Origin of the sequence: Streptomyces sp. NPDC004647 (genome assembly GCF_040609575.1) — a bacterium.
Lineage (GTDB): Bacteria > Actinomycetota > Actinomycetes > Streptomycetales > Streptomycetaceae > Streptomyces.
In genome coordinates this window covers 95,242-121,095 of record NZ_JBEXKU010000004.1, presented here as the reverse complement: position 1 = coordinate 121,095, position 25,854 = coordinate 95,242, and the positions used below count along the sequence as shown (strand labels likewise).

The following is a 25,854-nucleotide window of genomic DNA, read 5'->3' as shown; positions in this document are numbered from 1 at the left end:
CCCCCGCCGCCTACGGCCACGACCCATGGGAGCCGGCCGGATCGGGGGCGGATCGAGGGACCAGGCCGGGGCAGGCCTGTTCCGTCGGGGTCAGTCCGGGTCAGGCCTCGCGCAGCAGCGCCGCAAGATCCCCGTCCAGGTCCAGTTGCAGATGTTCGCTGCCCGCGGGCACCACGAGGTAGGACCGCTGGAGGAAGCGGCGGAGATCGGCCGTTTTGATCCGCACCATGGCCGTGCCGACAGCGGCGTGGAACTCCATCACCGTCACATCGGCGCCGAACGGCCGTACGTGCACATCCCCCTCGCCCGTCGGGCTCTCCAGCCCGGCGGCCAGCAGGTCCCGTGCGAAGACCCACGTCACATGCGAGCCGGCGAGCGAGGCTCGCGGCGGGAAGCAGATACGGATGGCGAGTGGGTCGTCGCGCCGATAGCGCAGCACCGCCGGGACGTCCAGCACCTGGGCCTCGGCCGTGATGAGGCCGGCCTGGACGGTTTGGTCGATGACAGGGGACACGCCTGCCTCCTTGCACTCGTGCGGTCCGTATCGCTGTATCCGGTGAGACGGATTCCGGGCCGGATGCGTGCATCGGCGGGAAGCGTGACATCCGTCACTGCCGGGGCCGGGCGACCACCTGCGGCGTGCCGCACGCGCGCGTGGGGCAGCCGTGGGCGCTCCGACACATCCGCAGCGGCTCCGCAGCGCCGCGGCGGCCCTCGCCGGCTGCACCCCAACGGTGCGGTCCCCGGCCGACGACGGGCGGCGGCGATCGGGGATCCGACCAGAGATCCGATCGGGGATTGCCAGGGATCCGGCCAGGGATCAGCCCCGGGATCGGCCAGGGATCCGCCCCGGGATCGGCCAGGGATCCGCCCCGGGATCTGATAGGACAGCCTCATGGCGTGGACAGGCAGGCAATGGCCGGACTCCGAAGCCGAGGCGGTCGCGGAGCAGGAGCGGCTGCGGGGGCTCGTCGACCTGGACAGCGCCGGCCCCGAGCCCGGGGCAGCCGGCCGGGTCGCCGGAGTGGACGTCGCGTACGACGCGAAGACCGACCGGGTGGCAGCCGCAGCCGTCGTCCTGGACCTGGAGACCCTCGATGTCGTCGAACAGGCGACCGCCGTCGGACGGACCTCCTTCCCGTACGTCCCAGGGCTCCTGGCGTTCCGCGAACTGCCGCCGGTCCTGGAGGCTTTGGAGAGGCTCGGCGCGGTGCCGGACCTGGTGGTGTGCGACGGCTACGGCATCGCGCACCCGCGCCGCCTGGGGCTCGCCAGCCATCTCGGCGTACTGACCGGCATCCCGTCCTTCGGCGTCGCGAAGACCCCGTTCTCCTTCTCCTACGAGCAGCCACCCGCGCCGCGCGGAGCATGGACGCCGCTGGTGGACGACGGCGAGGTGGTCGGCCGGGCCCTGCGCACCCGCGAGGGGGTGAAGCCGGTGTTCGTCTCCGTCGGTCACGCGATCGGCCTCGAGCACGCCTGCGGACACACCCTCCGGCTGACCCCGCGCCACCGCCTGCCGGAGACGACGCGCCACGCCGACGGCCTGTGCCGCCGCTCCCTCGCGGCCGCGCTGGCAGCAGCGTCGGCGACAGCCGGCTGACGAGCCGGGCCGAGTCACCGCTCCCGGCGTACGGTGGGACGCATGCAAGCCGCCCTGCCCGACCCGGTGGCCGAGGCGCCGGTCATGTTCGGTACGGCGATGCCACCGGGGGAGCTGCTGCCCTGGAAGTGGGCGCTCGACCGGCTGGTGGCCGCCCGTACCTACTGGATCGCCACGACCCGCCCGGACGGCCGGCCGCACTCCCGCCCCGTCTGGGCGGTCTGGCTGGAGGACGGACTCTGGTTCAGCACGGGCTCGCTCGCCCGGCACAACCTCGCCGCCCAGCCGGCACTCACGGTGCACCTGGACGACGGGGACCGGCCGGTGATCGTGGAGGGCACGGCGGAGCCGGTGACGGGCGCATCGGCGCCGGCCCGGTTCATCGCCGCGTACAACCTCAAGTACGACTGGGACATCGCCGCGACCGACGAAGGCGTCGCCGACAGCTCCGGGGCCCTCGGCCCCGCATTCCATGTGCGGCCGCGGCTGGTCTTCGGCTGGGACGCCGATATGCGGGCCGCCACGCGATGGCGCTTCCCGGACACGTAGGCTCCGGATCATGTTTGTACTCGAGCTGACCTACACCGCGCCCCTCGACGAGGTCGACGCACTTCTCGAAGCCCATCTGGAGTGGGTGAACGAGCAGTACGAGGCCGGGGTGTTCATGGTCTCGGGGCGGAAGGAGCCGCGCGACGGCGGTGTGATCCTCGCGGTGGGCGACGACCGGGACCGGATCGAGGCCGTCGTCGCCAGCGACCCCTTCGTACAGGAGGAGGTCTGCGCCTACCGGGTCACGGAGTTCACGGTGAGCAGGACCGCTCCGGGCCTCGAGGAGTTCCGCCAGCAACGGGTGGGCTGAGCCGGGGGCGGGCTCGGCCGGGACCGGGCGCGCGCGGCGGGCCGGAGCGGGCCGGAACGGGCGGGGCCGGAGCCCGGGACACCCCCTGGACGGCGTCCTCGCGGTGGGCTAGTTTCCGGCGCCATGAGGTTACGGAGCAAGCTGGGTCGCATGGTGTCGGCAGGGCTCTGCGGTGCTGCGCTCGCGGCGTCCACGTCCGCCCCCGCACACGCCGAGCGCGGCGACCGCCCCACCGCCCGGTCCACGCTCCGCTGGCAGGTCACCGACACCGGCAGCACCGTACGGTTCCGCGGCCTCGCCGCCGTCAGCCGCGGCACGGCCTGGGCGGCGGGCTCGAAGGGGACCGTGCTGCGCACGGTCGACGGCGGGCGCGGCTGGAAGAATGTCTCGCCGCCCGGCGCGGGGGAGTTGGAGTTCCGCGACATCGAGGCGTTCGGTCCACGGCGCGCGGTGGCGCTGGCGATCGGCGAGGGCGAGGCCTCCCGGGTCTTCCGTACGGAGGACGGCGGCGCGACCTGGACGGAGAGCTTCCGCAACACCGATCCCCGGGCCTTCTACGACTGCCTGACCTTCTTCGACCGGCAGCACGGACTGGCGGTGAGCGACCCGGTGGACGGGAAGTACCGCATCCTCGCCACGGACGACGGCGGCCGCTCCTGGAACGTACTGCCGCCGGAGGGCATGCCGGCCGCCCAGCAGGGCGAGGCGGCGTTCGCGGCGAGCGGCCAGTGCCTGGTCTCCTCCGGCCCGAGGGACGTCTGGCTGGCCACCGGGGGTGCGGCGACCGCCCGAGTCCTGCACTCCCGTGACCGCGGACGCACCTGGTCGGCCGCCGAGTCGACGATCCCGGCCGGTGACCCCGCCCGCGGTGTGTTCGCCGTGGCCTTCCGCGACCGGCGCCACGGCATCGCGGTCGGCGGCGACTACCGTCCCGAACAGGCGTCACCGCGAGCCGCGGCGACCAGCCGCGACGCCGGCCGTACGTGGACGCAGTCGGAGCGTCCCCCGACGGCGTACCGCTCGGGCGTCAGCCGGCTCCCGCGTCCGCGCACCGCGGCGATCGCGGTGGGCCCCACGGGCAGCGATCTGACCCTGGACTCCGGCCGTACCTGGCGCACCTTCGACACGGGCTCGTACGACACGGTCGACTGCACGCCGGACTCCGCCTGCTGGGCGTCGGGAGAGAAGGGGCGCATCGCACGCCTGCACCGCTGACGAGGCGCACCGTCGGCTGAACCTGATCGGCGGACGCGGCGCCGTCCGGGCGTCGCGTCCGAAGACATCGCGCCCGGACCACTCATCAGTTCGTGGTGCGGTGGACGGCGAAGCGGCGCGTACGTGCCGGGCGCTGCGGCCACCCGCCTAACGTCTCCGACGTGGATCGCGCATCAGCTACTACCGGAGGCGGCAAGGGTGCCGAGCGCCTGGAAGCCCTGTCGGACGGTGTCTTCGCCATTGCGATGACCCTGCTGGTGCTCGATGTGTCGGTCCCGACCGGACTGGACGAAGCGGAATTCCACGAAGCTCTGCGCGAGACCCTTCCCAACCTGGGGGCGTACGCGCTGAGCTTCGCGGTCATCGCCGAGTTCTGGACCGACCACCGCCGTATCCTGCGCGCCTTTCCCACCGTGGACGGCCGGGTCACCGGGCTCACCCTGCTGGGCCTCGGGCTGATCGCGCTGCTGCCGTTCCCCACGGCGCTGCTGGCCGAATACGGTGACGAGTCCCTGGTCGTGGCCATCTACTCGGGCAGCGTCGCCATGACGAACGCGGTGCACCTGGCCTTGCTGCTCACCTCCCACAGCCTTCTGACGCCGGCGACCGAACGGATCACCGTCAACGCCCGGCGCCTGGACGCCGCCGACCTGGGTGCCACCGTGGTGGTGTTCGGCATCGCCGTGCCCTTGGCCTTCGCGTCCCCGGAGCTGGCCAAGCTGTTCTGGATCACCCTGATCCCGGCCAAACTCGCGGTGGGCCACCAGCAGCGGCGCATCTCGCGATCTTGACGGGCTCGAGACGCTCCGGGACCGTGGCCTCTTCGACGAGAGGACATCCGTGGGCGAGAACAAACAGCGCATGCTGGCCGGTGACTGGTATCTCCCGGACGACCTCGAACTCCTCGCCGACTCCGAGCGTCGTGCCGAGCTCTGCGCGGCGTACAACGCGGCAGGCCGGCCCGCCCCCGCCGAGAGCCGCGGGATCCTGGAGCAGCTGCTCGGCTCGGTGGGCGAAAAGGTACGGATCCGCCCGCCGTTCTTCTGCGACTTCGGCTACCACATCGGCATCGGCGCCCGTACGTTCATCAACTTCGGCGCGGTCCTCCTCGACGCCGCACCCATCACCATCGGCGCGGACGTCCAGATCGGGCCGAACGTGCAACTCCTCACCCCGGCGCATGAGCTGGACACGGAGCGCCGACGGGCCGGCTGGGAAAAGGCGCTCCCGGTGACGGTCGGCGACAACGTCTGGCTCGGCGGCGGGGTGATCGTCTGTCCTGGAGTGGCCATCGGCGAGAACACGGTGGTGGGTGCCGGAGCCGTGGTCACCAAGGACCTGCCGCCAGGCGTCCTGGCCGTCGGCAACCCGGCCCGGGTCGTGCGCACGCTGGATACGTAGACCTGCCGAGCCGCCAAGCGGAGCCGGAGGCGCCCTGCTTCAACGGACCTCGGAGTCCCGGACGTCCTTCACTCCGGCCCGACGACCCGGAACGTGATCCCCGCTTCCACGAGCCGCGCGATCAGCGACTCGCCCATCGCCACCGCCGGAGTCACCTGCCCCGCCGCCGTCTTCGGCAGGTCGTCGAACGCCAGGCAGAGCGCCGACTCCGCCAGCATCTTCGCCGTCTCGTCGTAACCGGGGTCGCCGCCCGCGACCTCCGTCTCGACCCGCTGCCCGCCGCCCTCCCCGATGAAGCGGACCGTGAACCAGCTGCGGGCGCGCCGCTCCGCCCCCGGCCCCTGGCTCGGCTTCCGGCGGGAGGAGAGCCACCGCCGCGCCGGGGGCAGTTGGGCCAGCGCGAAGACCGCCCCGACCGCCACCACACCGCCCACCGCCACGGGCAGCCACTTCACGGCCGCGTGGTGCCGGTAGCGGAAGTCCGGACCGTACCGGTCCAGGGCGGTCGCCGAACGGGCCACCATCTGCGGGTCGATCGTCGGCAGTGGCAGCACCCACGCGTGAACCGCGCGGCTACGGCGCAACGGAGCCAACGGCGCGCGCACCCGGCGCCCGGCCGGCGGACGCGGCTCGCTGCGCTGCCGTTCCCTGGCCGCGCGCAGCGTGGCGCGCGGACGGGACAGCGCGGTGAGCGCGGAGGCGAAGGTCCCGCCGGAGAACGTCGCGTTGGAACGGACGAATCCGTCGATGCGCAGCGGTACGCCCTCCGGGAGCCGCCCGACGGTGTAGAGCACGCCCAGGTCGTGCGGGACCGAGTCGAAGCCGCACGCGTGGACCAGCCGGGCGCCGGTCTCCCGGGCCTGCGCGTCGTAGCGCAGATACATCCGGTCGATGAACTCCGGCTCCCCGGTCAGGTCGGCGTAGTCGGTTCCGGCTTCCGAGCAGGCGGCGACCAGCGGCTCGCCGTGGACGGTGTACGGGCCGACGGTCGTGGCCACCACCCGGGTCCCGGCGGCGATCCTCCGCAGCGACCCGGGGTCGCCGGCATCGGCCTGGAGCAGCGGCAGTTCGGCACAGGCAGGGTTCAGCCCGGTCAGCCGTTCGCGGACCCGCTCGAGCTTGGCCATGGAGCGCCCGGCCAGTGCCCAGCGGCAGCCCTCGGGGGCGTGCCGCGCCAGATATTCGGCGGTGAGCCCGCCGGTGAAACCCGTCGCGCCGAAGAGCACGATGTCGTAGGTCCGTCGCACGCCCGCTCCCTGATCCGGTCCCGAAACGCGAAGCCCTCAAGTCCGCGGCGCCTGCAAGCCCCGAGCTCTCGAGCCGCCTCAATAGGCGCGCCTTCGGCTTGCCCTCGACGCGCCGTCAAGTTACGTAACGGTAGGTATTCCGGGACCCACGGTCAACAGCCGCTGCAGGCCACGCCTCGCCGAGCCTTGACGCGGCGGAACGGCTCGGGCACTGTCAGCCACGGGACATAGGACGTCCAACGTCCTGATTGTTCTGACTTCTTGATGCTTTCGATGATTGCCGGAACGCTGGAGCCGCCACGATGCCCCTTCCCACCCCCCTCACCGGCGTCGTCCCGCCCCTGTGCACACCGCTCACCCCCCGCGGCGATATCGACATCCGCTCCCTGCGTGCCGTGGCCGAACGGCTCATCGGCGCCGGAGTCAGCGGCCTCTTCGTGCTCGGCTCCAGCGGTGAAGCCGCCTATCTCAGCGACGCTCAGCGCCGTACGGCACTCGGAACGGTCGTCGAGACGGCGGGCGGCCGCGTACCCGTACTCGCCGGGGCGATCGACATGACGACCGCGCGCGTGGCCGACCACGCCCACGCCGCCGCCGAGCTCGGCGCCGACGGAATCGTCGCCGCCGCGCCCTTCTTCACCCGCACCCACCCGGCCGAGATCGCGGACCATTTCCGCCGCATCCGCGGCGGCACTGATCTGCCGCTCTTCGGCTACGACATCCCCCGCTCCGTCCACACCAAGCTCCCGGCCGCGACCGTCCTCGAACTCGCCGCGGACAGCACCCTCGCCGGGCTCAAGGACAGCAGCGGCGACGACGGCGCGCTGCGTCGCCTCCTCGTCGAGCTGCGCCGCCGCGGCCTCGAGGACACCTTCTCCGTACTCACCGGCTCCGAGCTCGCTGTCGACGGCGCGCTGCTCGCCGGTGCCCACGGGGTCGTACCGGGCCTCGGCAATGTCGACCCGGCGGGATACGTCCGGCTCCATATGTACGCCCGGGCCGGCCGCTGGGCGGAGGCGGCGGCCGAACAGGACCGGCTCGCCGCCCTGTTCGCCATCACCGAAGTGGGCGACCCGGCTGCCATGGGCGGCAGCTCCTCCGCCCTCGGCGCCTTCAAGGCCGCCCTCCATCTGCTCGGCGTCATCGACTGCCCGGCCACGGCGCCACCCCAGGTGCCGCTGGGCGACGCCGCCGTCAAGGCTGTCGGCAGGCTCCTCGAGGACGGAGGCCTCCTGTGACACCCGGACCGACACCGGCACCGATACCGGCGCCGTTACCGGAGAGCGCGCCCGGTGCCGTCCCCACCCGCTGGTACCGGGAGGTCTCCGGCCGCCAGTGGAAGGCGATGTTCGCCGCCTGGGTCGGCTATGTCCTCGACGGCTTCGACTTCGTCCTCATCACGCTCGTCCTGACCGAGATAGCCGACGACTTCGGGCTCGGCACCGTACACGCGGCGAGCCTCGTCTCCGGCGCCTTCATCACCCGCTGGCTGGGCGGAGCCCTGCTCGGCGCGATGGGCGACCGCTACGGCCGTAAGCCCGCGATGATCGCCAGCATCCTGCTCTACTCGCTGGGCACCTTCGCCTGCGGCTTCGCCTGGGGCTACACCAGCCTCTTCGTCGCCCGGCTGCTGATCGGCATGGGCATGGCGGGGGAGTACAGCGCCAGCGCCACCTATGTCCTGGAGAGCTGGCCGACCCGGCTGCGCAACCGTGCCTCCGGGTTCCTGATCTCCGGCTACGCCTTCGGTACGGTCCTCGCCGCCGAGCTCTACAAGTGGGTCGTGCCCGCCCTCGGCTGGCGCTGGATGTTCTGGATCGGTGTGCTGCCGGTGCTGGTGGCGCTCTGGGTACGGCGCGCACTGCCGGAGGCCGAGGACTGGAGCGCCGAGATCGGCGCTGCGGGGGCGCGGCCCAATCCGTTCCGCCCGCTGTTCGCCGGCCCGGGGCGGGCGGCCGTCAATTCGGTGCTCACCGTCGCCGCCGGTGCCGCGCTGTTCTGCGTCTTCACCCCGGTCGGGGCCGGCATGGTGCCCGCGCTGTCGGCGGTGGCGGGGGCCTGCCTGATCGCCTTCGCGGTGCAGCTCGGCGGCCGGAAGGGCTGGGTCCTTTACGTGGCGCTGATGGCGACCGTCTTCTGTGCCTTTCTCTACAGCTGGCCCATCCAGGCCCTGTTGCCGACCTATCTCAAGACGGAGCTGGGGTACTCGCCCGCTCAGGTCACCGACGTCATGTACTACGCCGGGTTCGGCACGATGCTCGGCTGCTGGCTCGCGGGTTTCGTCGGCGACCGGCTCGGCACCCGCAAGGCGTACACCGTCACCCTTGTCGCCTCACTGGCCTTCATCTTCCCCGTCTTCGCGGTCCAGGACAGCCTTGCCGGGCTCGGCGTACTGCTGTTCTGCATGCTGGCGCTCAGCCAGGGCATCTCCGGCATTCTGCCCAAGTACATCGCGGGCCACTTCCCCACGGAGACCCGGGCGGCCTCGCTCGGCTTCGTCTACAACGTGGGGGCGCTCGGCGGGGCCGTGGCCCCGGTCCTCGGCGCGAACCTTGCCGAGGGCATGTCCCTGGGCCGGGCGCTGGCCGTGCTCGCCTTCGGTCTGACGGCGGTCGTGATCGTGCTGGTCGGTGGCAACATTCCGCACCGGCTGCATCTGCTGACCGACCGGACGGCCGAGAGCGACCACCTGGTGCCCGCGCCGGTGCCGGAGCGCGGGGCTAGCGTGGGACGCACCGGGCAGTCGCCCGAGCCGGCCGGTTGAGCGGCTGCCCGCCGGCGGCTGCCCCACCAGCCGGGTCACCACTGAGGATCCACTCACTCCGGAGGAAGAGGCGATGGCCGCGGCGAAGGATCCCCTGAAGGGGCCGCTCAAGGCGCGGGAGAAGGTGCGGGAGTTCGCTCTCGGCCTGCCCGGCGCCGTCGAGGAGTTTCCCTGGGGCGAGAGCGTGATCAAGGTCAACAAGAAGGTCTTCGCCTTTCTCGGTGTCGACGACGGGAGCTATCCGCCGGGTATCACCGTCAAGCTCAAGGACGACCAGGTGCACGAGCACGCGATGTCCGCCCCGGGTGCCGAGCCGGCAGGCTACGGCCTCGGCAAGGCCGGATGGGTGTCCGTGCCGCTCGGCGAGAGCGGTGCTCCGAAAGCGGAGCTGCTGTGCGACTGGGTGGAGGAGAGCTACCGGACGATCGCGCCCAAGAAGCTGATCGCGGAGCTGGACCGCGGCTGAACGCCGCCCCCCGTGCAGCGCTGAGCGGATGTGGTGACCCAGGGGCCGCCGCATCCGCTCATTGGTGCCCGTCGGGGCTTGTGCAAAGTGGAACACGTTCTTAGCATCACTGATGTTACATCAACAGTGTCAAACAGCTTGGGGGCTTGATGGCAGCGACGGGAACGGGCCCGCTGTCCGGGGTGAAGGTCGTCGAGCTGGCCGGAATCGGACCCGGCCCGTTCGCCGCCATGCTCCTGGCCGACCTCGGCGCCGATGTCGTACGCGTGGACCGGCCCGGCGGTCACGGTCTCAACATCGACCCCGCGTACGACGTCACCAACCGCAACAAGCGGTCGGTTCTGCTCGACCTCAAGGACCCGGCGGGCCCCGCGGCCGTGCTCGCTCTGGCGGAGCGCGCCGACATCCTCATCGAGGGCTACCGCCCCGGAGTCGCCGAGCGCCTCGGTGTGGGTCCCGAGACCTGCCTCGCCCGCAATCCGCGGCTCGTCTACGGGCGGATGACCGGCTGGGGCCAGCAGGGCCCGCTCGCCGACCGCGCCGGACACGACATCGGGTACATCGCCATCACCGGCGCCCTGGGCATGATCGGCGCCGCCGACGAGCCGCCCGTCGTCCCCGCCAACCTCCTCGGCGACTACGCCGGCGGCTCCCTCTACCTCGTCATCGGTGTCCTCGCCGCCCTCCAGCACGCCCGCGCCACCGGCACCGGGCAGGTCGTCGACGCCGCGATCGTCGACGGCACCGCCCACCTCACCGCGATGATCCACGGGATGATGGCGGCCGGCGGCTGGCAGGACCGGCGCGGAGCGAATCTGCTCGACGGCGGCTGCCCCTTCTACGGCACGTACGAGACCGCGGACGGCGGCCATATGGCGGTCGGAGCGCTGGAGCAGCGGTTCTACGACGAATTCGTCCAGCTGCTCGGGATCGCGGACCAGGCGCCCGAACGCAAGGAGTGCGACCGGTGGCCCGAGCTCCGCGCCACCATCGCTGCCTGCTTCAGGACCCGCACGCGCGAGGAGTGGACGGCCGTCTTCCAGGACTCCGACGCCTGTGTCGCGCCCGTACTCTCGCTGCGCGAGGCTCCGGCGCACCCGCACCTCGCGGCCCGTGGGACCTTCACCGACCACGGCGGCATCACCCAGCCCGCGCCCGCCCCGCGCTTCTCCGTCACGCCCGGCGCCGTACGCCGCCCGCCGGCCCTGCCCGGCGCGGACAGCGCCGAGGTGGCCCGCGACTGGGACGTTGCGGGCCTCGCCGGGACAGCGGACGGAGCCGGTGACGCGGGCACGTCCGAAAACGCCGGGAAGCCCGGAAACGCCGACCAGGCCGACGAGGTTGTTCAGGAGGACCGTTGAAGCGCCAGATCTTCACCGCCGAGCACGACGCGTTCCGGGAGACGGTCCGCACCTTCCTCGCCAAGGAGGTGCTGCCGCACTACGAGCAGTGGGAGCGGGACGGCATCGTCGACCGCGCGGCCTGGCTCGCGGCCGGCCGCCAGGGACTGCTGGGCCACGCTGTGCCCGAGGAGTACGGCGGCGGGGGGAACGACGACTTCCGGTACGCCGCCGTGCTCTCCGAGGAGTTCACCCGGGCCGGGGCGCCCGGACTCGCCATCGGCCTGCACAACGACATCATCGGCCCGTATCTGACCTCCCTCGCCACCGAGGAGCAGAAGCGCCGCTGGCTGCCCGGCTTCTGCACCGGTGAGATCGTCACCGCGCTAGCGATGACCGAACCGGGCGCGGGCTCCGACCTCCAGGGCATCCGCACCACCGCCGCGGACGAGGGCGGCCACTGGCTGCTGAACGGCTCCAAGACCTTCATCTCCAACGGCATCCTCGCCGACCTGGTGATCGTGGTGGCGAAGACCAGCCCGGAGGGCGGCGCGCACGGGCTGAGCCTGCTCGTCGTCGAGCGCGGCGCGGAGGGCTTCGAGCGGGGCCGCAATCTGGACAAGATCGGGCAGAAGTCCCAGGACACCGCCGAGTTGTTCTTCAACGACGTCAGGGTCCCCAAGGAGAACCTGCTCGGCGAGCTGAACGGCGCGTTCGTCCACCTCATGACCAACCTCGCTCAGGAGCGGCTGGCGATCGCGGTGTCCGGCATCGCCGCCGCCGAACACCTGCTGGAGATCACCACGGGGTATGTGAAGGAGCGCGAGGCCTTCGGCCGGCCGCTCTCCGAGCTCCAGCACATCCGCTTCGAGATCGCCGAGATGGCCACCGAGTGCGCCGTCACCCGCACCTTCCTCGACCGCTGCATAGTCGATCACGGAGCCGGTGAACTCGACGCCGTACACGCCTCGATGGCCAAGTGGTGGGCCACCGAGCTGCAGAAGCGGGTCGCCGACCGATGCCTCCAACTCCACGGCGGCTACGGATACATGAACGAGTACCGCGTCGCCAAGGCCTTCACCGACGGCCGTATCCAGACCATCTACGGCGGCACCACCGAAATCATGAAAGAGATCATCGGCCGGTCCCTCCTCGGCTGAACCCGCACGCATACCGGTCGCGGGCAACGGCGACCGCCGGGACTCCCGGGAACCCACCCTCACCCTGCGAAAGGCTTGACGTGAGCACCGAAGCATTTGTGTACGACGCGATCCGCACCCCGCGCGGGCGCGGCAAGGCCAATGGCGCACTGCACGGCACCAAACCGGTCGACCTCGTCGTCGGCCTCATCCACGAGATCCGCCGCCGCTTCCCCGATCTCGACCCCGCGGCCGTGGACGACGTCGTGCTCGGTGTCGTCAGCCCGCTCGGCGACCAGGGATCCGACATCGCCAAGGTCGCCGCCATCGCCGCCGGGCTCCCCGACACCGTCGCCGGCCTCCAGGAGAACCGCTTCTGCGCCTCGGGCCTGGAAGCCGTCAACCTGGCTGCCGCCAAGGTGCGTTCGGGCTGGGAGGACCTCGTCCTGGCGGGCGGTGTCGAGTCGATGTCGCGCGTTCCGATGGGCTCCGACGGCGGAGCCTGGGCCATGGACCCGATGACCAACTTCGAGACCAACTTCGTGCCGCAGGGCATCGGCGCCGACCTCATCGCCACCATCGGCGGCTTCACCCGGCACGACGTGGACACGTACGCGGCCCAGTCGCAGGAACGGGCCGCCGAGGCGTGGAAGGACGGCCGCTTCGACCGCTCCGTCGTGCCCGTCCGCGACCGCAACGGCCTCACCGTGCTCGACCGTGACGAGCACATGCGGCCCGGGACGACCGCCGAGAGCCTGGCGGGGCTCAAGCCCTCCTTCGCGACGATCGGCGAGGCGGGCGGCTTCGACGCCGTCGCGCTGCAGAAATACCACTGGGTCGAGAAGATCGACCACGTCCACCACGCGGGCAACTCCTCCGGCATGGTCGACGGCGCCGCGCTGGTCGCCATCGGCAACCGCGAGGTGGGGGAGCGGGCCGGCCTCACGCCGCGGGCCCGTATCGTCTCCGCCGCGGTCTCCGGCGCCGACCCGACCATCATGCTCACCGGCCCCGCGCCCGCCTCGCGCAAGGCCCTCGCGAAGGCGGGCCTGTCGATCGACGACATCGACCTCGTCGAGATCAACGAAGCTTTCGCGGCGGTCGTGCTGCGCTTCGCCGCGGACATGGGCCTCAGCCTGGACAAGATCAACGTCAACGGGGGCGCCATCGCCCTGGGCCACCCGCTCGGCGCCACCGGCGCGATGATCCTCGGCACGCTCATCGACGAGCTCGAGCGCCGCGACCAGCGGTACGGCCTGGCCACCCTGTGCGTCGGCGGCGGCATGGGTGTCGCCACCGTCATCGAGCGTCTCTGACCGTCCGTCCCACCCCCTTACGGAGCACACCAGATGAGCGAGTCCACCACCATCCGCTGGGAGCAGGACGAGACCGGCGTCGTCACCCTCGTCCTCGACGACCCCCACCAGTCCGCCAACACCATGAACGAGGCCTTCAAGGCCTCGATCGCGGCGGTAGCCGACCGCCTGGAGGCCGAGCAGGAATCGGTCCGCGGGATCATCTTCACCTCCGCCAAGAAGACCTTCTTCGCGGGCGGCGACCTCAAGGACATGAGCAAGGTCGGGCCCGAGCACGCCCAGCAGGTCTTCGACACCGGCATGGCCATCAAGCGCGCCCTGCGCCGTATCGAGACCCTCGGCAAGCCCGTCGTCGCCGCCATCAACGGCGCCGCGCTCGGCGGCGGTTACGAGATCGCCCTCGCCTGTCACCACCGGATCGCGCTGGACGCCCGCGGCTCCAAGATCGGCCTGCCCGAGGTCACCCTCGGTCTGCTGCCGGGTAGCGGCGGCGTTGTCCGTACGGTCCGGCTGCTCGGCATCACCGACGCGCTGCTCAAGGTGCTGCTGCAAGGCACGCAGTACAGCCCGGAGCGCGCACGGGAGGCCGGCCTGATCCATGAGGTCGCGGCCACGCCGGAGGAGATGCTGGCCAAGGCCCGCGCCTTCATCGACGCGAACCCCGAGGCCCAGCAGCCCTGGGACGTCAAGGGTTACAAGATCCCCGGGGGGACGCCGGCCAGCCCGAAGCTCGCCGTCAACCTCCCCGCCTTCCCCGCCAACCTGAAGAAGCAGGTGGGCGGCGCCCCGTACCCCGCCCCGCGCAATATCCTCGCCGCGGCCGTGGAGGGCTCCCAGGTCGACTTCGAGTCGGCGCAGGTCATCGAGTCCCGCTACTTCACCGAGCTGGTCACCGGCCCGATCGCCAAGAACATGATCCAGGCCTTCTTCTTCGACCTCCAGGCCGTCAACTCCGGCGCCAGCAGGCCGTCCGGCATCGAGCCCCGCGCGGTCACCAAGGTCGCCGTCCTGGGCGCGGGCATGATGGGCGCGGGCATCGCCTATTCCTGTGCCAAGGCGGGCATCGAGGTCGTCCTCAAGGACGTGTCCGCCGAGGCCGCGGCCAAGGGCAAGTCGTACGCGGAGGGCCTGCTCGCCAAGGCGCTGGCGCGCGGCCGTACGACCGAGGCGCAGCGGGACGAACTGCTCGCCCGGATCACCCCGACCGGCGACCCCGCCGATCTGGCGGGCTGCGACGCCGTCATCGAGGCGGTCTTCGAGGACCCGGCCCTCAAGCACAAGGTGTTCAAGGAGATCGAGGCGGTCGTGGCCCCGGACGCGCTGCTCTGTTCCAACACCTCCACCCTCCCCATCACGCTGCTCGCCGAAGGGGTGGAGCGGGCGCGGGACTTCATCGGCCTGCACTTCTTCTCACCCGTCGACAAGATGCCGCTGGTCGAGATCATCAGGGGAGAGAAGACCGGCGACGAGGCGCTGGCACGCGCCTTCGACCTGGTCCGGCAGATCCGGAAGACCCCGGTCGTCGTCAATGACTCGCGCGGCTTCTTCACCTCGCGCGTCATCGGCCACTTCATCAACGAGGGCGTGGCGATGGTGGGGGAGGGCATCGACCCGGCCTCCGTCGAACAGGCCGCCGCCCAGGCCGGATACCCGGCCAAGGTGCTCTCCCTGATGGACGAGCTGACCCTCACCCTGCCGCGCCGGATCCGCGAGGAGTCCAAGCGCGCCGTGGTGGAGGCGGGCGGGGTGTGGGAGCCTCACCCGGCGGAGGCGGTCGTCGACCGCATGGTCGACGAGTTCGACCGCCCCGGCCGCAGCGGAGGCGCCGGGTTCTACGACTACGTGGACGGCAAGCGCGCGGGCCTCTGGCCGGGCCTGCGCGAGCACTTCGCCAAGCCCGGAACGTCTGTCCCGTTCGAGGACTTGAAGGAGCGGATGCTCTTCGTCGAGGCCATCGACACGGTCCACTGCCTGGAGGAGAACGTCCTCACCTCGGTGGCCGACGCCAACATCGGCTCCATCCTCGGCATCGGCTTCCCCGGCTGGACGGGCGGCGTGCTCCAGTACATCAACGGCTACGAGGGCGGCCTGCCCGGCTTCGTGGCCCGCGCGCGCGAACTCCAGGCGGCGTACGGCGACCGCTTCGCGCCTCCGGAGCTGCTGGTGGAGAAGGCGGAGCGCGGCGAGACGTTCACGGACGCCTGACGGCAGGTGAGTTGACTTGGGACGGGCGGGCCGAGCGCGAAACGGCGCTGGGCCCGCCCGCCCTTTGTTGGTCAGGCGTGCGATCGAAGGAGGCTCGGTCGGGGCTTGATCGTGGCTGAGACCATTCCGGTGAGGAACAGCAGTTCCCAGCGGGATCAGAACTGGATCTCCGCCCAGATGGTCTTGCCGGAGGGTGGGCGGTCCAGGACGCCCCAGGTGGTGGCGAGGGCGTCGATGAGGCGCAGGCCGCGTCCCCTCTCGGAGTCGGGGGAGGGGAACGGGACGGGAGTGCCGTCGGGGTCGGGGCGCTTCTCGCCGAGGGCGTCGGCCACTTCGATACGGAGAGTGGCGGGAAGGAGCAGGCCGGGTCCGACGGTGAGGCGGAGTTGGAAGTCCCGTCCGGGGAGGCGGCCATGGGTGGCCGCGTTCGCCGCGAGTTCGGCGACCAGTAGGGCGGCGGTGTGAGAAGTGCCGGAGTCGTACGGCCATCCCCACGCGTCCAGTTGTTGGGCAGCCATCAGCCTGGCCAGGCGGGCACCGCGTGGTGTCGAGCTGAAGAGCTGGGCGAACTCGTGGGTGGGCGCGGCGAATTCGGTGGCCGCGGTTTCGGACTTCATGTCACAGAGCGTGGTCGCGCGAGCGTAGCCTGGCCAGCAGCGCAGCCGGTACGGAGTGTGTCTGTCCGGGTACGGATGGTGCGTTGTCCGAGGTTGCGGCAGTGACGACGGGTGGTGCGGGCCGTTGGGGTACGGGCGTACGGGCACGTGGGAGGTGGCGGAAAATGGCGGTCGAGAAGCAGGTGAAGCCGACGGATGATCCGGCGGAAGCGCCCCGGGACGATGGCGCGGGCACGGACCCCGTCCTCAGGGCCATCGGCAAGCAGATCAAACTGCTGAGGGAGCGGTCGGGGCTGACTCAGGGGCAGTTCGGTAAGGAGATCGGGTACGGGGTGGAGCAGGTCTCGTCGGTCGAGCGCGGGCGGCGGGCACCGAAGCCGCAGTTCATCGACGCGGCGGAGCGGGTTCTGGGGGCAGGTGGGTTACTGAAGGCCGTACAGGAGGATGTGGAGCGGGCGCGGCTTCCGGCACGCTTCCGCGACTTCGCCACCTGGGAGAAGGATGCGGTCAGCCTCTACGCGTACGAGCCCTTGACGATCCCGGGGCTGCTGCAGACCGAGGGATACGCGCGAGCCCTCATCGGTGGCCATTGTCCTCCGCTGGACGACGAGACCGTGGACGACCGAGTCGCGGCCAGGCTGGAGCGGCGCAGTCTGTTCGTCAGCAAGACGGCCCTCGTCATCGGCTTTGTGATTGAAGAAGCCGTGCTACGGCGGTCAGTCGGAGGTTCAGCCGTCATGAAGGAGCAGTTGGACTGGCTGCTCGAGAGGTCCCGGCTGCGGAACGTCTCGCTACAGATCATGCCTACCGCCCGGTGGGAGCACAGCGGGCTCCTCGGTCCCATCACCCTCCTGGAGACCACGGACGGGCGTATCGTCGCGTATACAGAGTCGCAGGGCGTGAGCGCCGTCGTCACGGATCACACACAAGTACGGATCTACGCCCAGCGTCATGGAATCATCCGCATGCAGGCTCTGGACACGGAGGAGTCGGCGCGTCTCGTCAAGCAGCTGGCAGGAGAGCTATGAGTAACGAGCGGCGTGCGTCCACCCACGCTGGCCTTGCGTGGTTCAAGAGCAGTTACAGCGACAGCGAGGGCGCCAACTGCGTTGAGGTAGCCACCGGCTCGGGCGCCGTTCATGTTCGAGACTCGAAGGACAGGCAGGGAGCCCAGCTCGCCTTCACACAGGAGGAGTGGTCGAACTTCGTGGCGTTCGCCGTCAAGAGCTGATGTCTTTTCTCAATGAAGTAAGTCGACGACGGGCCTGTTGAGCTGCGAGGACTGGATTGCGTGAGACACCCGACTCGCTCTGTTCGGCAGGCAGGGCGATCTTGGGGTCCGCTCAATGGCGATGCCATACGAGCGTGTAGCGCCAGAACAGTCGACGGCGCAGCCGTGCGCCGGGCAGGGCGTCATAGGCCTCGCTGACGATGTCGGAAAAGCTCATGTCCGCTGGTCGGGTCAGGGCGGTCATCGAGACCGGCCGGGGTGCCCTGCGGCCCTTGTTCTTGAGCCAGCCCGTGGCGGCATTCAGCGGGCTGGCGGCGGCGCCGAGCAGATAGTCTCCGGCAGTCTGCGCCCGGGAAAGGCCGACGACCACCAGGGTTCCTCCGGGGGTCAGGTGCTGGCGGAAGACGGTGAGAGCTTCGGTGAAGGGCAGATGGTGGATGGTGGCGACGCAGGTGATGACGTCGTAGGAACCGGCAGGGATCCCAGCGTGGCAGCCGGTACGGCCACCCAGCGCCCCCAGTGCGATCACCCGCGGGGCCAGGTTCGCTGAGACAGAAGACGCTACGACTTGGTTCCGTGAGTCAACGCCTCGATTGGATGAGAGCGGTCAGCTGAACGCTGAACCGTTGACGGAGTGCCCGACCGGCAGCGGTGGGCCACCGACGGAATGTGTTGACCTGCGGCTTTGTCGCTTCGTAGCCAAGAACCCCTGCGGCCTGTGGCCGCAGGGGTACTCCCACACCCATGTCCGGCGGGCACCCGTGGCTGACCGGGGCGATGGGCGCCGACCGGCGGGTGGTGCGGCGGCTGGCCGCCGCGCTACAGGACTGCCACCGGGTGGCCGTCGCCCCATACTGGGGGCGTATCCACCAGCACCTGGAGGGGAAGGGCGCGGCGCGGGCGGCTTTTGGTGCAGGGCGGGGTGGGGGCGCTGCTGCACACCTACTTCCTCGACCGCTTGGTGCCCGTCTGCGCGCAGTTGCTCGACGCCGCAGTCGACGCCGGCGAAATCAGGCCCGGTACGCACGCCTACGAACTGATGCGCGGCATCGGCAATCTCTGCATCGGACGTGACGGCGACCCCCGCTATGACCCCCGCCGATTGGTCGAACTTCTCCTTCAGGGACTACGGCGACCGCAGTCATCCTGATGTCGACGGTGAGCCCGAAACAACCGAGATCATTACCGGTACTCGTCACGGGCACCTCATTCGACCACTCCGCGCGCAGGTCAACACGCCTAATTTCGGCCTGCGTTGACGCCTGAGCTGAAACAAGTTGCCGGTGAGCAGGGCCGTGTCCGCGTGCGATCTTCAGCGTTGACAGGCGGCCACCAGGGTGGCTGTAATGGTGCGCGTGTCACGTGACGCCGACCAAAGAGCAGTGGGCCGGTCGGCAGTCGGGCGAACACCATTCACCGAGGGTCGATGCCATGAGTTCATACTCCGCACCCCGCGTCTGACGTAAGCGCCTCCGCGCGTTCGCCCTTCTCATCCGCGGTGCACGCCACGGCCATGTGACATCAGTACGCCCTGCCTCCCCGACGGCCGCCGCGTCCCGGCGACCGTCCACGGTTCCGCGTGCTCGATGGTCGTTGGGTTGGTCTCCGGGCGGGGGCTCCGCGCGGTCACTGCGCGCTGCGCGCTGCGCGCTACGCGCATCACCGCCATCCACCATCACCGCGTTCACCGCGGACCCACGCACTCTGACTTGGAGATCCGACACCGTATGCCCGCATCCTTCAACCAATCGATCATCGAGGAGTTCCGAGACAACGGGGGAAAGGTCGGCGGTCCCTTCGAGGGCGGCAACCTCCTCCTGCTGACCACCACCGGCGCGAAGTCGGGGGAGGAGCACACGGCTCCCCTCGGCTATGTACGCGACGGCGACCTGCTGCTGGTCGTCGGGTCCAACATGGGCGCGCCCCGAAACCCCGCCTGGTACCACAATGTGCTCGCCCATCCTCTGGTGCGGGTGGAGATCGGCACCGAGGAATTCGAAGCGATAGCGGTCCCCGCCGAGGGCACGCGGCGCGACCAGTTGTTCGAGCACGTGGTGCGCGAGGTGCCCGGATATGCCGACTACCAGAACAGCACCACCCGGACCCTGCCAGTCGTGGTGCTGGAGCGCTCCGAGCCCGAGGCGGGGGAGAGCCGCCGCGAGGCCACCAATCTGGCCGAGAAGATCGTGGAAGTCCACACCTGGCTGCGCTCGCAGTTGCGGCACGTACGCGCCGAGGCCGACGCCTACTTCGCCGGACGGGCGGCCCAGCAGGGGGTCGGCGAACCGCCGGCGCCGGGTCTTGGGCTGCAACTGCGGCAGCACTGCCTGGCGTTCTGCGAGGTCCTGGAGTTCCACCACACCGGTGAGGACGCGCACGTGTTCCCCGCTCTCGCGCGCCAGTATCCCCACCTGGCCGACGCCTTCGCCCGGCTCGGCGACGAACACCGGACTGTCGCGCGTATCCAAGCCGAACTGGTCGCCCTGCTGGCCGACATCGCCACGGCCGACCCCCGTCGTTTCCGCACCGAGCTGGACCGGATGTCGGAGGAACTGACGGCGCACCTCGACTACGAGGAGGAGTCGCTTCTCCCCGTCCTGGCCAAGATCCCTTTCCCCCCGGCCCCGCCGGTACCGGACTCGCCCGAAATCGCCACCACGTGACGGGTGATGAATGACGGGGGGAGGGAGGTGACGGGTCGCATCCCGGGGCCCGCCACCGTCCTCCCCCACCTTGCCGATGACGAGCAATGTGCTCGCGCTGCGGCGGCCCACGCCGCGGGCGCAAGGAGAGGGGGCGGCGGCCATCACCGTTTGCCGGGGCCGCCCACTCCGTCGTCGAACAGGGCGTGCGGCTCGAACAGAGTGTGCGGCGTTGACGCCCATCGGCTCAGGCGACCAGGCTCCTGGTCAATGTGGCCAGCCGCGCTCTGGCCGCCGCGTCATACGTCTGGTCGTGGGCCCGGCTGTCGGTGAAACGGTCGAAGTACCGGCCGTTGGTGGACTCCAAGGCCGGGTCGGTGATCAGCCGTACCGTCGGCTGCGCGCCCTCCTCGACGCCGACGGCCGGTTCCAGCCCGGCGTCCCGCACCCCCGGAGTGTCCATCAGATGGGCCGGGTGCAGCGCATTGGCCGTCACCCCGCGGTCCGCGAGCTCGGCCGCCAGGTCGAACGTCCACATGATCAGTGCCACCTTGCTCCGGCAGTAGGCGTGGAGGGCGTCGTATGCGTGCTCCAGCATCACGTCGTCGAAGTCGACCGGTGCCTGCCCTATCGAGGCGACGTTGACGACACGTGACGGTGCGGACGAGGTCAGCAGTGGCAGCAGCGCGCGCGTCAGCACGTACGGCGCCAGATAGTTGACGGCGAACCGCAACTCGTATCCCTGGGCGCTCAGTTCGCGCTTGGTCCAGTCGGCGCCCGCGCCGACGACGGCGTTGTTGACCAGTACGTCGAGCCGGGGCTCGGCGTCGAGGAGCCGAGCGGCCATGGCACGCACCTGGTCGAGATCGGCCAGGTCGGCGAGGTAGGTACGCACCGCCGTCCCTGGAGCGGCCGTACGGACCTGTGCCGTGATCTCGTCCAGGCGCGCGCTGTCGCGTCCGTGAAGCAGCAACGTCGCGCCGTCCGCGGCGAGGTCCAGGGCGAGCTGATGGCCCAGCCCGCGCGTGGCGCCGGTGATGAGGATCGTCTTGCCGCGAGTCGAGGGCTTGCCCGTATGCATATCCATGGTCTGATTTATATCAGGGCCTTGATACATGCTCCAGCATTGGTAGAGGTACGTGGCTGTATGCTCCCGGTATGGGAATGCCCGCTGACGAGCGTCTCGGCCTGGACATCAAGCGCGCGGAGCAGGCCCTGATGGCAGCCAAGAGCGCCGCGCTGAAGGATCTGCACCTCACCGTCGCGCAGTACGCGGCACTGTTCGGCCTCGCCGACAACCCGGGCATCTCAGGAGCGGCACTGGCCCGTGCCTGTCTCGTCACACCGCAGGCCATGGCGGCTGTACTGAAGAATCTCGAGGAGCGCGGGTTGGTCGAGAGGTCGGCGCACCCGTGGCATCAGAAGATGCTGGAGACCCGGCTCACCGAGACCGGGCTCGAGACCGTACGCCTCGCGGACGAGCAGGCGGTACGTATCGAGCAACGGCTCGCCGACGCACTCACGGCCCAGGAACGCGACACGCTGCGCGCCTTGCTGGCGCGCTGCGTCACAGCTGTCCGGAACGATGTCCGGAACGATGTCCGGAACGGCTGACAGGTCCGCGGGCCCGCCAGTGCGCCGCGGTTCCTCGGTCAGCCGGTCCCAGCGGCCCAGCGGCCTAGCGGCCCAGCGGCCTAGCGGCCCAGCGGCCTAGCGGCCCAGCGGCCTAGCGGCCCAGCGGCCCAGCGGCCCAGCGGGCAAAGCGGCCCAGCGGTCAACCAGTCCCCGGCGGTCAATCGATCCAGCGGTCCCAGCGGGCAAAGCGGCCTCGCAGTCCCGGAGCTAAAGCGGCTAAAGCGGCTAAAGCGGTCCTGCGGTCCTGCGGTCCCGCGGATTACGCTCCGGAGGTCGACCGGCCGTCCGCGGTGGCGTCCCCTGCATCCTTGTCGTGCCAGGCCCGCAGCTCTTCCCTGAGCGAGCGCGTGAAGGCGGTCACCAGGGCCTGTACGACCATCGGCTGCATATGGGCGGACAGCGACTTCATGGTCCTGACGTGGTCGGCGTCCGACTCGCGGTCCACGTACGGCTGCCACACCTCGTCGCGGAAGAGCCTGCTCAACTCGCGGGCCGCCGACCTGCCGTGCTCCATCAGCACAGTACGGGACGCCAGGATCGTCTCCAGGGCGATCGGCACATCCAGCAGTTGCACACCCAGCTGCAGCAGGCCCGGGTCCACCCGGAAGGCATCGGGATCTCTGGTGCGCTCGAGCACGTTCATCGCGGCCAGCCGGTCCAGATCCTGCTCGGCCAGGGCCCGGCCCGCACGGCGTTCCAGCTGCTCGCGCGTCGTCTCCTCGGCCGTGTCGGGCGACCAGGCGGCGACGAGCGCGCGGTGGATGGCGAGATCGTGTGCGCTGAGGTCCTGCGGCAGCTGCTGGAGGTAGCGTTCGATGGCCGCCAGGGTCAGGCCCTGGTGCTGGAGCTCCTCGATCAGGGCGAGCCGGGAGAGGTGGTCGGGCCCGTAGCGGCCGACGCGTCGCGGGCCTATGTCCGGCGGTGGCAGCAGCCCCCGGGTGCTGTAGAAACGGATCGTGCGGACGGTGACACCGGCTCGGGCGGCCAGTTCGTCGACGGTGAGGGACGGCTCCGCAGTGTCCGTGGTATCCGTGGTCATCGGCTGCGCCTCGCTCTCTGCTGTGCACCCATCCAGTGCAACAGTAATGCTGTCTCACCATCGCTGTGAAACCGTTCCGGCCGCCTCGGGCCGGGCAGGGTCTGGGATCGGCGGCTGCGGCGGGCTCCCGACGCGCCGACCCGGCGTATCCCGATCGCGACGAACAGAGGCAGACGGGCCAGATCTCCGAAGCCTGGCGTGCGCTTCCCAGGTGCAAGCGGACCGCCCCTACGACCGGCCGCCACGACGAACTGAACGCCGGCGCCCGACGGGCTGATGCCTTGGGCCATGCGGAGTTCACCACGTGAGGGGAAGCTTCCGCAGGCCGCGCTTGCGGAGGTTCGGCCACCACTCCAGTGCGTCGGCGGGGACGGCCAACGTGAGGGTAGGGAACCGGCGCAGGAGGCTGGTGATGGCGATCTCTCCTTCGAGCCGTGCCAGCGACGCACCGAGGCAGTAGTGGATGCCGTGGCCGAATCCGAGGTGCACCGCCGTCCGGGCCGGGTCGAAGGTGTCCGGTGCCTTGAACTGCGCGCCGTCGCGGTTCGCTGAGAGGAGGGACAGCCAGACTCGGTCACCGGCCATGATGTCGACTCCGCCGATGGTCAAGTCCTCGAGCGCGAAGCGGCGGACCGCCAACTCGGCCGGCGAGTTCCAGCGGAGGGTCTCCTCCAGCACCGCCCGAACCGTCGTACTGCCGTCGCGGACGGCTCGCATCTGGTCGGGGTGGGTGAGCAGGGCCAGGACAGCGTTGCCGATGAGGTTGACCGCGTTGTCGTAGCCCGCGAACAGGATGAGGAACGCCATGGCTACCAACTCCGGTTCGCTGAGGCGGTCGCCCTCGTCGCGCGCCTCGATCATCGCTGAGAGCAGGTCGTCGGTCCGTCGGGGCCGTTTGTCCGCGATGATGTCGAGCAGGAAGCTGTGCATGTGCCGCATCGCTGCCCGGGAGTCGACCGCCGCGTCCGGTGTCGGCGACAGCAGCGTGCTGGTCCAGGCCCGGAAGTCCGTGCGGGCGTCGAGGGGGATGCCGAGCAGCTCGCAGATGACCCCCATCGGCAGCGGGTTGGCCAACGCGGCCATGAGATCCACGCGGGAGCCGGTGAAGGCGTCCAGGAGGTCGTCGGTGGTGGTCTGTACGGATTCACGCAGGCTATCGATATGGCGTGGGGTGAACGCCCTGGAGACCAGGCGGCGCAGTCTCGCGTGGTCGGGCGGGTCCATGTTGAGCAGATGGGTGTCCAGTTCCGGCGGCATGGAGGACATGTAGTGCTCGCTGGTGCGAGCGTTGGCCTTGTTCAGCGACAGGCGTGGGTCGGCCAGCGCGGCGCGTACGTCCGCGTACCGCGTGACCAGCCATACGGGGGCGCCATCGGGTGTCGTGGTGTGGTGCGCCGGGCCTGTTTTCCGCAGTTGTGCGAAAGCGGTGTGCGGGTCCGCCATGAGCTTGTCGTCGATGATCGGGGAGTGGCGGCAGTGCTCCATGCTCACAGGGCTCCAGCGGGTTTCACGCGCGTACGTTTCCACGGCACCGCAAGGGTCGCAGCCATCCGACTGTGGCTCAGCTCTGGTGTGATCGGCCGGACAGGTCTTCGCGGTCTCGCTCGCCGCCGTCAGGGCGCTGTATTCGGACCACACCCGCATCCAGGTCTACAGGGAACGGTGGCTCCTCCGCGGGCCTGACGTTCTTGCGCATGCGCTCCTGCTCCATGGCCTTTCTGCCGGCCTGCGCCCCCGGAGTGATCTCCTGCATGATGTCGGAGCCGATCGACGACAGGCCCTTTCGCTTGCGCCAGTAGACCCAGCCGCGACGCTCCAGCCATAACAGCGCGCTGTCCGCGAGGAAGAGGACCGCGCCCAGAGCGGCGGCTCCCCACAGGAGCCCCCATACATAGCTCATCATGTCCGGAGAACTCCCCGGCCGGAGACGGCGTTCCCCGTCCCGGTGCACCGTGCGCAGCCCCACAGCCCCCGATGGCGACGACGGCCGCGCAACACCCCGACATCCTCTCCGGGTTGGTGTGAGCGTCCGGCGGGCGCCCTCCGCCTGGATGGCGGAAGGCGCCCGGACGACGCGGAGCCGTCCCGCTAGTGCCCGGTCACCGGGTAATGGTCGGAGAGGTTGTTGTACGTGTAGTCCGTGCCCCAGCTGGAGACCGTCCAAGGGGCGCTCTGCTCCTTGACGACCTCGTTGTGCCAGACCGCGGGGCGGGCGTGCCCCTGGCGGTGCAGAACGTAGTCGAGGTCCTCGCGCGGGTCGTCCGGGTAGCGGTCCCGCGCGATGGAGTTGTCCTGGGTGTCGAAGGAGTACGGATGGCCCGTACGGCTGTCGGCGGGCGCGAGCCCCGCGTCGGTGAGCATGGAGGCGTACTCGGTGCTGCGCGCGTCCACATTGAAGTCACCCGCGACCATCACCTGCTCGCCCGCAGGGATGGCCTTCGCGTCGAGGAAGGCGTCGATCTCCTTGAACTGCCGGGCGCGCGTGGCGGCCGCCTCGCCCGCGTCGCACCCCGGGTCGGTCGACTGCGTGTGCGTGCCGACGACATGCACCTTGGTGCCGTTCACATCGAGGACGGCGTAGACGAACCCCTTGTTGGACCACCGGTCGGAGCCGCACGCGTCCTGATAGACGTACTGCTCCTTGCGCACGATGGGCCACTTGCTGAGGACCGTGACGCCGCCGTCCTCCGGGGTGAGCGAGGAGTACGCGCCACTGGTGGTGTCCCAGCCGCTCTTGCTGCGGCCCACCACCGGTGTCTGGTGCGGGTATTGAGCGGCGGCGTTGCTTTTCAGGGCTTCCGAGGAGGAGTTGTCGAACGCCTCCTGGAGGACGACGACATCATTGCCCCGGAAGAAGTCCGTGGCCGGTATTTCCTTGGCCCGGTGGTCCTGGCCCCAGTTCGGATACAGGGTTTTGCTGAACAGGAAGACGTTGTAGGTGAGCACCTTCAACGGCGGTGCGTCCGCGGTCCCGTCGGCCGCGGCGGGCGGCGCGGCTGCGACGAGCGCGGCCGCCGCGAGCGCGGTGGCGAGGGCGGCGCCCTGGGCTTTGCGGAGAGTGGAGTGCGGCACTGCAGCTCCCGGTGGGATTGGGGGGTGGCGATTGAACTTCGGTCGCCGCACATCAAAGCAGCT

The 25,854-nt window shown here is 70.3% G+C and carries 25 protein-coding genes and 2 pseudogenes; 18 read left to right on the top strand and 9 right to left on the bottom strand.

Features of this window, described 5'->3' with window-relative positions; translation table 11 throughout:
• Positions 1-100: 100 nt before the first annotated feature.
• Positions 101-514: an SsgA family sporulation/cell division regulator gene (locus ABZW18_RS03380; protein WP_356181384.1), complete on the bottom strand. Its 414-nt coding sequence runs from the start codon at positions 512-514 to the stop codon at positions 101-103.
• A 381-nt stretch (positions 515-895) separates the two neighbouring features.
• Between ABZW18_RS03380 and ABZW18_RS03375 the strand changes: the two genes are divergently transcribed.
• The 6 genes from ABZW18_RS03375 to ABZW18_RS03350 all read left to right on the top strand — a co-directional run bounded on the left by ABZW18_RS03375 (position 896) and on the right by ABZW18_RS03350 (position 5,078).
• Positions 896-1,603 (top strand): endonuclease V, encoded by a 708-nt coding sequence (locus ABZW18_RS03375; protein ID WP_356181381.1) that lies wholly within the window; start codon positions 896-898, stop codon positions 1,601-1,603.
• Positions 1,604-1,645: 42 nt separating this feature from the next.
• Positions 1,646-2,152, top strand: coding sequence for a pyridoxamine 5'-phosphate oxidase family protein (locus ABZW18_RS03370; RefSeq protein ID WP_356181378.1), 507 nt, complete (start codon positions 1,646-1,648; stop codon positions 2,150-2,152).
• Between the two features lie 10 nt (positions 2,153-2,162).
• Positions 2,163-2,462, top strand: a complete 300-nt coding sequence (locus tag ABZW18_RS03365; RefSeq protein WP_356181375.1) for a YciI family protein — start codon at positions 2,163-2,165, stop codon at positions 2,460-2,462.
• A 150-nt stretch (positions 2,463-2,612) separates the two neighbouring features.
• Positions 2,613-3,677 carry an oxidoreductase gene (locus ABZW18_RS03360; protein WP_356181372.1) on the top strand — a complete coding sequence of 355 codons (1,065 nt, stop codon included), beginning with the start codon at positions 2,613-2,615 and terminating at the stop codon, positions 3,675-3,677.
• A 161-nt stretch (positions 3,678-3,838) separates the two neighbouring features.
• Positions 3,839-4,468: a TMEM175 family protein gene (locus ABZW18_RS03355; RefSeq protein WP_356181369.1), complete on the top strand. Its 630-nt coding sequence runs from the start codon at positions 3,839-3,841 to the stop codon at positions 4,466-4,468.
• A 49-nt stretch (positions 4,469-4,517) separates the two neighbouring features.
• Positions 4,518-5,078, top strand: a complete 561-nt coding sequence (locus ABZW18_RS03350; protein WP_356181367.1) for a sugar O-acetyltransferase — start codon at positions 4,518-4,520, stop codon at positions 5,076-5,078.
• A 68-nt stretch (positions 5,079-5,146) separates the two neighbouring features.
• Here the strand turns inward: ABZW18_RS03350 and ABZW18_RS03345 are convergent, their stop codons facing one another.
• The gene (locus tag ABZW18_RS03345; RefSeq protein WP_356181364.1) at positions 5,147-6,325 is read right to left on the bottom strand and encodes a saccharopine dehydrogenase NADP-binding domain-containing protein; all 1,179 of its coding nucleotides are present in this window, start codon (positions 6,323-6,325) and stop codon (positions 5,147-5,149) included.
• Between the two features lie 302 nt (positions 6,326-6,627).
• Here ABZW18_RS03345 and ABZW18_RS03340 point away from each other — a divergent pair, with 302 nt between their 5' ends.
• The 7 genes from ABZW18_RS03340 to ABZW18_RS03310 all read left to right on the top strand — a co-directional run bounded on the left by ABZW18_RS03340 (position 6,628) and on the right by ABZW18_RS03310 (position 15,555).
• Complete coding sequence (locus tag ABZW18_RS03340; protein ID WP_356181361.1) at positions 6,628-7,563, top strand: dihydrodipicolinate synthase family protein; 936 nt, start codon at positions 6,628-6,630, stop codon at positions 7,561-7,563.
• 23 nt (positions 7,564-7,586) lie between these two features.
• Positions 7,587-9,089: a sialate:H+ symport family MFS transporter gene (locus ABZW18_RS03335; RefSeq protein ID WP_356181463.1), complete on the top strand. Its 1,503-nt coding sequence runs from the start codon at positions 7,587-7,589 to the stop codon at positions 9,087-9,089.
• A gap of 73 nt (positions 9,090-9,162) precedes the next feature.
• A complete protein-coding gene (locus tag ABZW18_RS03330) occupies positions 9,163-9,555 on the top strand; it encodes an MmcQ/YjbR family DNA-binding protein (protein ID WP_356181358.1) in 393 nt (130 codons plus the stop codon).
• 149 nt (positions 9,556-9,704) lie between these two features.
• Positions 9,705-10,916, top strand: a complete 1,212-nt coding sequence (locus ABZW18_RS03325) for a CaiB/BaiF CoA-transferase family protein (RefSeq protein ID WP_356181355.1) — start codon at positions 9,705-9,707, stop codon at positions 10,914-10,916.
• Positions 10,913-12,055 (top strand): acyl-CoA dehydrogenase family protein, encoded by a 1,143-nt coding sequence (locus tag ABZW18_RS03320; RefSeq protein WP_356181353.1) that lies wholly within the window; start codon positions 10,913-10,915, stop codon positions 12,053-12,055. The genes ABZW18_RS03325 and ABZW18_RS03320 overlap by 4 nt, the downstream gene beginning before the upstream one ends.
• 80 nt (positions 12,056-12,135) lie before the next feature.
• The gene (locus tag ABZW18_RS03315; protein WP_356181350.1) at positions 12,136-13,350 is read left to right on the top strand and encodes an acetyl-CoA C-acetyltransferase; all 1,215 of its coding nucleotides are present in this window, start codon (positions 12,136-12,138) and stop codon (positions 13,348-13,350) included.
• A gap of 33 nt (positions 13,351-13,383) precedes the next feature.
• Positions 13,384-15,555 (top strand): 3-hydroxyacyl-CoA dehydrogenase NAD-binding domain-containing protein, encoded by a 2,172-nt coding sequence (locus ABZW18_RS03310; RefSeq protein WP_356181347.1) that lies wholly within the window; start codon positions 13,384-13,386, stop codon positions 15,553-15,555.
• A 155-nt stretch (positions 15,556-15,710) separates the two neighbouring features.
• Here ABZW18_RS03310 and ABZW18_RS03305 read toward each other — a convergent pair whose 3' ends face one another.
• Entirely contained in the window at positions 15,711-16,172 is a 462-nt protein-coding gene (locus ABZW18_RS03305) for an ATP-binding protein (RefSeq protein ID WP_356181344.1), read from the bottom strand.
• A gap of 164 nt (positions 16,173-16,336) precedes the next feature.
• Here ABZW18_RS03305 and ABZW18_RS03300 point away from each other — a divergent pair, with 164 nt between their 5' ends.
• Both ABZW18_RS03300 and ABZW18_RS03295 read left to right on the top strand, forming a co-directional pair.
• Positions 16,337-17,200 (top strand): helix-turn-helix transcriptional regulator, encoded by an 864-nt coding sequence (locus ABZW18_RS03300; protein ID WP_356181341.1) that lies wholly within the window; start codon positions 16,337-16,339, stop codon positions 17,198-17,200.
• The gene (locus ABZW18_RS03295; RefSeq protein WP_356181338.1) at positions 17,197-17,403 is read left to right on the top strand and encodes a DUF397 domain-containing protein; all 207 of its coding nucleotides are present in this window, start codon (positions 17,197-17,199) and stop codon (positions 17,401-17,403) included. Before ABZW18_RS03300 ends, ABZW18_RS03295 begins: the two co-directional genes overlap by 4 nt.
• A gap of 112 nt (positions 17,404-17,515) precedes the next feature.
• Here ABZW18_RS03295 and ABZW18_RS03290 read toward each other — a convergent pair.
• Positions 17,516-17,884: pseudogene (locus ABZW18_RS03290) on the bottom strand (class I SAM-dependent methyltransferase); the annotation flags it as partial.
• A 435-nt stretch (positions 17,885-18,319) separates the two neighbouring features.
• Between ABZW18_RS03290 and ABZW18_RS03285 the strand changes: the two are divergent.
• Positions 18,320-18,553: pseudogene (locus ABZW18_RS03285) on the top strand (TetR family transcriptional regulator); the annotation flags it as partial.
• 577 nt (positions 18,554-19,130) lie between these two features.
• Positions 19,131-20,066: a nitroreductase/quinone reductase family protein gene (locus ABZW18_RS03280; RefSeq protein WP_356181335.1), complete on the top strand. Its 936-nt coding sequence runs from the start codon at positions 19,131-19,133 to the stop codon at positions 20,064-20,066.
• Between the two features lie 226 nt (positions 20,067-20,292).
• Here the strand turns inward: ABZW18_RS03280 and ABZW18_RS03275 are convergent, their stop codons facing one another.
• On the bottom strand, positions 20,293-21,132 hold the full coding sequence (locus tag ABZW18_RS03275; RefSeq protein ID WP_356181333.1) for an SDR family NAD(P)-dependent oxidoreductase: 840 nt from the start codon (positions 21,130-21,132) through the stop codon (positions 20,293-20,295).
• A 71-nt stretch (positions 21,133-21,203) separates the two neighbouring features.
• Here ABZW18_RS03275 and ABZW18_RS03270 point away from each other — a divergent pair, with 71 nt between their 5' ends.
• On the top strand, positions 21,204-21,659 hold the full coding sequence (locus ABZW18_RS03270) for a MarR family transcriptional regulator (RefSeq protein ID WP_356181330.1): 456 nt from the start codon (positions 21,204-21,206) through the stop codon (positions 21,657-21,659).
• A 280-nt stretch (positions 21,660-21,939) separates the two neighbouring features.
• On the opposite strand, the gene ABZW18_RS03265 is transcribed toward ABZW18_RS03270, so the two are convergent.
• From ABZW18_RS03265 to sph, 4 genes are all read right to left on the bottom strand, one after another.
• Entirely contained in the window at positions 21,940-22,719 is a 780-nt protein-coding gene (locus ABZW18_RS03265) for a MerR family transcriptional regulator (protein ID WP_356181327.1), read from the bottom strand.
• A gap of 297 nt (positions 22,720-23,016) precedes the next feature.
• Positions 23,017-24,204 carry a cytochrome P450 gene (locus ABZW18_RS03260; RefSeq protein WP_356181324.1) on the bottom strand — a complete coding sequence of 396 codons (1,188 nt, stop codon included), beginning with the start codon at positions 24,202-24,204 and terminating at the stop codon, positions 23,017-23,019.
• Between the two features lie 76 nt (positions 24,205-24,280).
• Entirely contained in the window at positions 24,281-24,622 is a 342-nt protein-coding gene (locus tag ABZW18_RS03255) for a hypothetical protein (protein ID WP_356181321.1), read from the bottom strand.
• Between the two features lie 185 nt (positions 24,623-24,807).
• Complete coding sequence (sph, locus tag ABZW18_RS03250) at positions 24,808-25,791, bottom strand: sphingomyelin phosphodiesterase (protein WP_356181318.1); 984 nt, start codon at positions 25,789-25,791, stop codon at positions 24,808-24,810.
• Positions 25,792-25,854: the final 63 nt, after the last annotated feature.

Bases quoted from the DNA above. Each gene is read 5' to 3' on its own strand.
- ABZW18_RS03375 (WP_356181381.1), top strand. From the start codon at position 896: ATGGCGTGGACAGGCAGGCAATGGCCGGACTCCGAAGCCGAGGCGGTC.
- ABZW18_RS03370 (WP_356181378.1), top strand. From the start codon at position 1,646: ATGCAAGCCGCCCTGCCCGACCCGGTGGCCGAGGCGCCGGTCATGTTC.
- ABZW18_RS03365 (WP_356181375.1), top strand. From the start codon at position 2,163: ATGTTTGTACTCGAGCTGACCTACACCGCGCCCCTCGACGAGGTCGAC.
- ABZW18_RS03360 (WP_356181372.1), top strand. From the start codon at position 2,613: ATGGTGTCGGCAGGGCTCTGCGGTGCTGCGCTCGCGGCGTCCACGTCC.
- ABZW18_RS03340 (WP_356181361.1), top strand. From the start codon at position 6,628: ATGCCCCTTCCCACCCCCCTCACCGGCGTCGTCCCGCCCCTGTGCACA.
- ABZW18_RS03330 (WP_356181358.1), top strand. From the start codon at position 9,163: ATGGCCGCGGCGAAGGATCCCCTGAAGGGGCCGCTCAAGGCGCGGGAG.
- ABZW18_RS03325 (WP_356181355.1), top strand. From the start codon at position 9,705: ATGGCAGCGACGGGAACGGGCCCGCTGTCCGGGGTGAAGGTCGTCGAG.
- ABZW18_RS03310 (WP_356181347.1), top strand. From the start codon at position 13,384: ATGAGCGAGTCCACCACCATCCGCTGGGAGCAGGACGAGACCGGCGTC.
- ABZW18_RS03305 (WP_356181344.1), bottom strand. From the start codon at position 16,172: ATGAAGTCCGAAACCGCGGCCACCGAATTCGCCGCGCCCACCCACGAG.
- ABZW18_RS03300 (WP_356181341.1), top strand. From the start codon at position 16,337: ATGGCGGTCGAGAAGCAGGTGAAGCCGACGGATGATCCGGCGGAAGCG.
- ABZW18_RS03295 (WP_356181338.1), top strand. From the start codon at position 17,197: ATGAGTAACGAGCGGCGTGCGTCCACCCACGCTGGCCTTGCGTGGTTC.
- ABZW18_RS03280 (WP_356181335.1), top strand. From the start codon at position 19,131: ATGCCCGCATCCTTCAACCAATCGATCATCGAGGAGTTCCGAGACAAC.
- ABZW18_RS03275 (WP_356181333.1), bottom strand. From the start codon at position 21,132: ATGGATATGCATACGGGCAAGCCCTCGACTCGCGGCAAGACGATCCTC.
- ABZW18_RS03270 (WP_356181330.1), top strand. From the start codon at position 21,204: ATGGGAATGCCCGCTGACGAGCGTCTCGGCCTGGACATCAAGCGCGCG.
- ABZW18_RS03265 (WP_356181327.1), bottom strand. From the start codon at position 22,719: ATGACCACGGATACCACGGACACTGCGGAGCCGTCCCTCACCGTCGAC.
- ABZW18_RS03260 (WP_356181324.1), bottom strand. From the start codon at position 24,204: ATGGAGCACTGCCGCCACTCCCCGATCATCGACGACAAGCTCATGGCG.
- ABZW18_RS03255 (WP_356181321.1), bottom strand. From the start codon at position 24,622: ATGATGAGCTATGTATGGGGGCTCCTGTGGGGAGCCGCCGCTCTGGGC.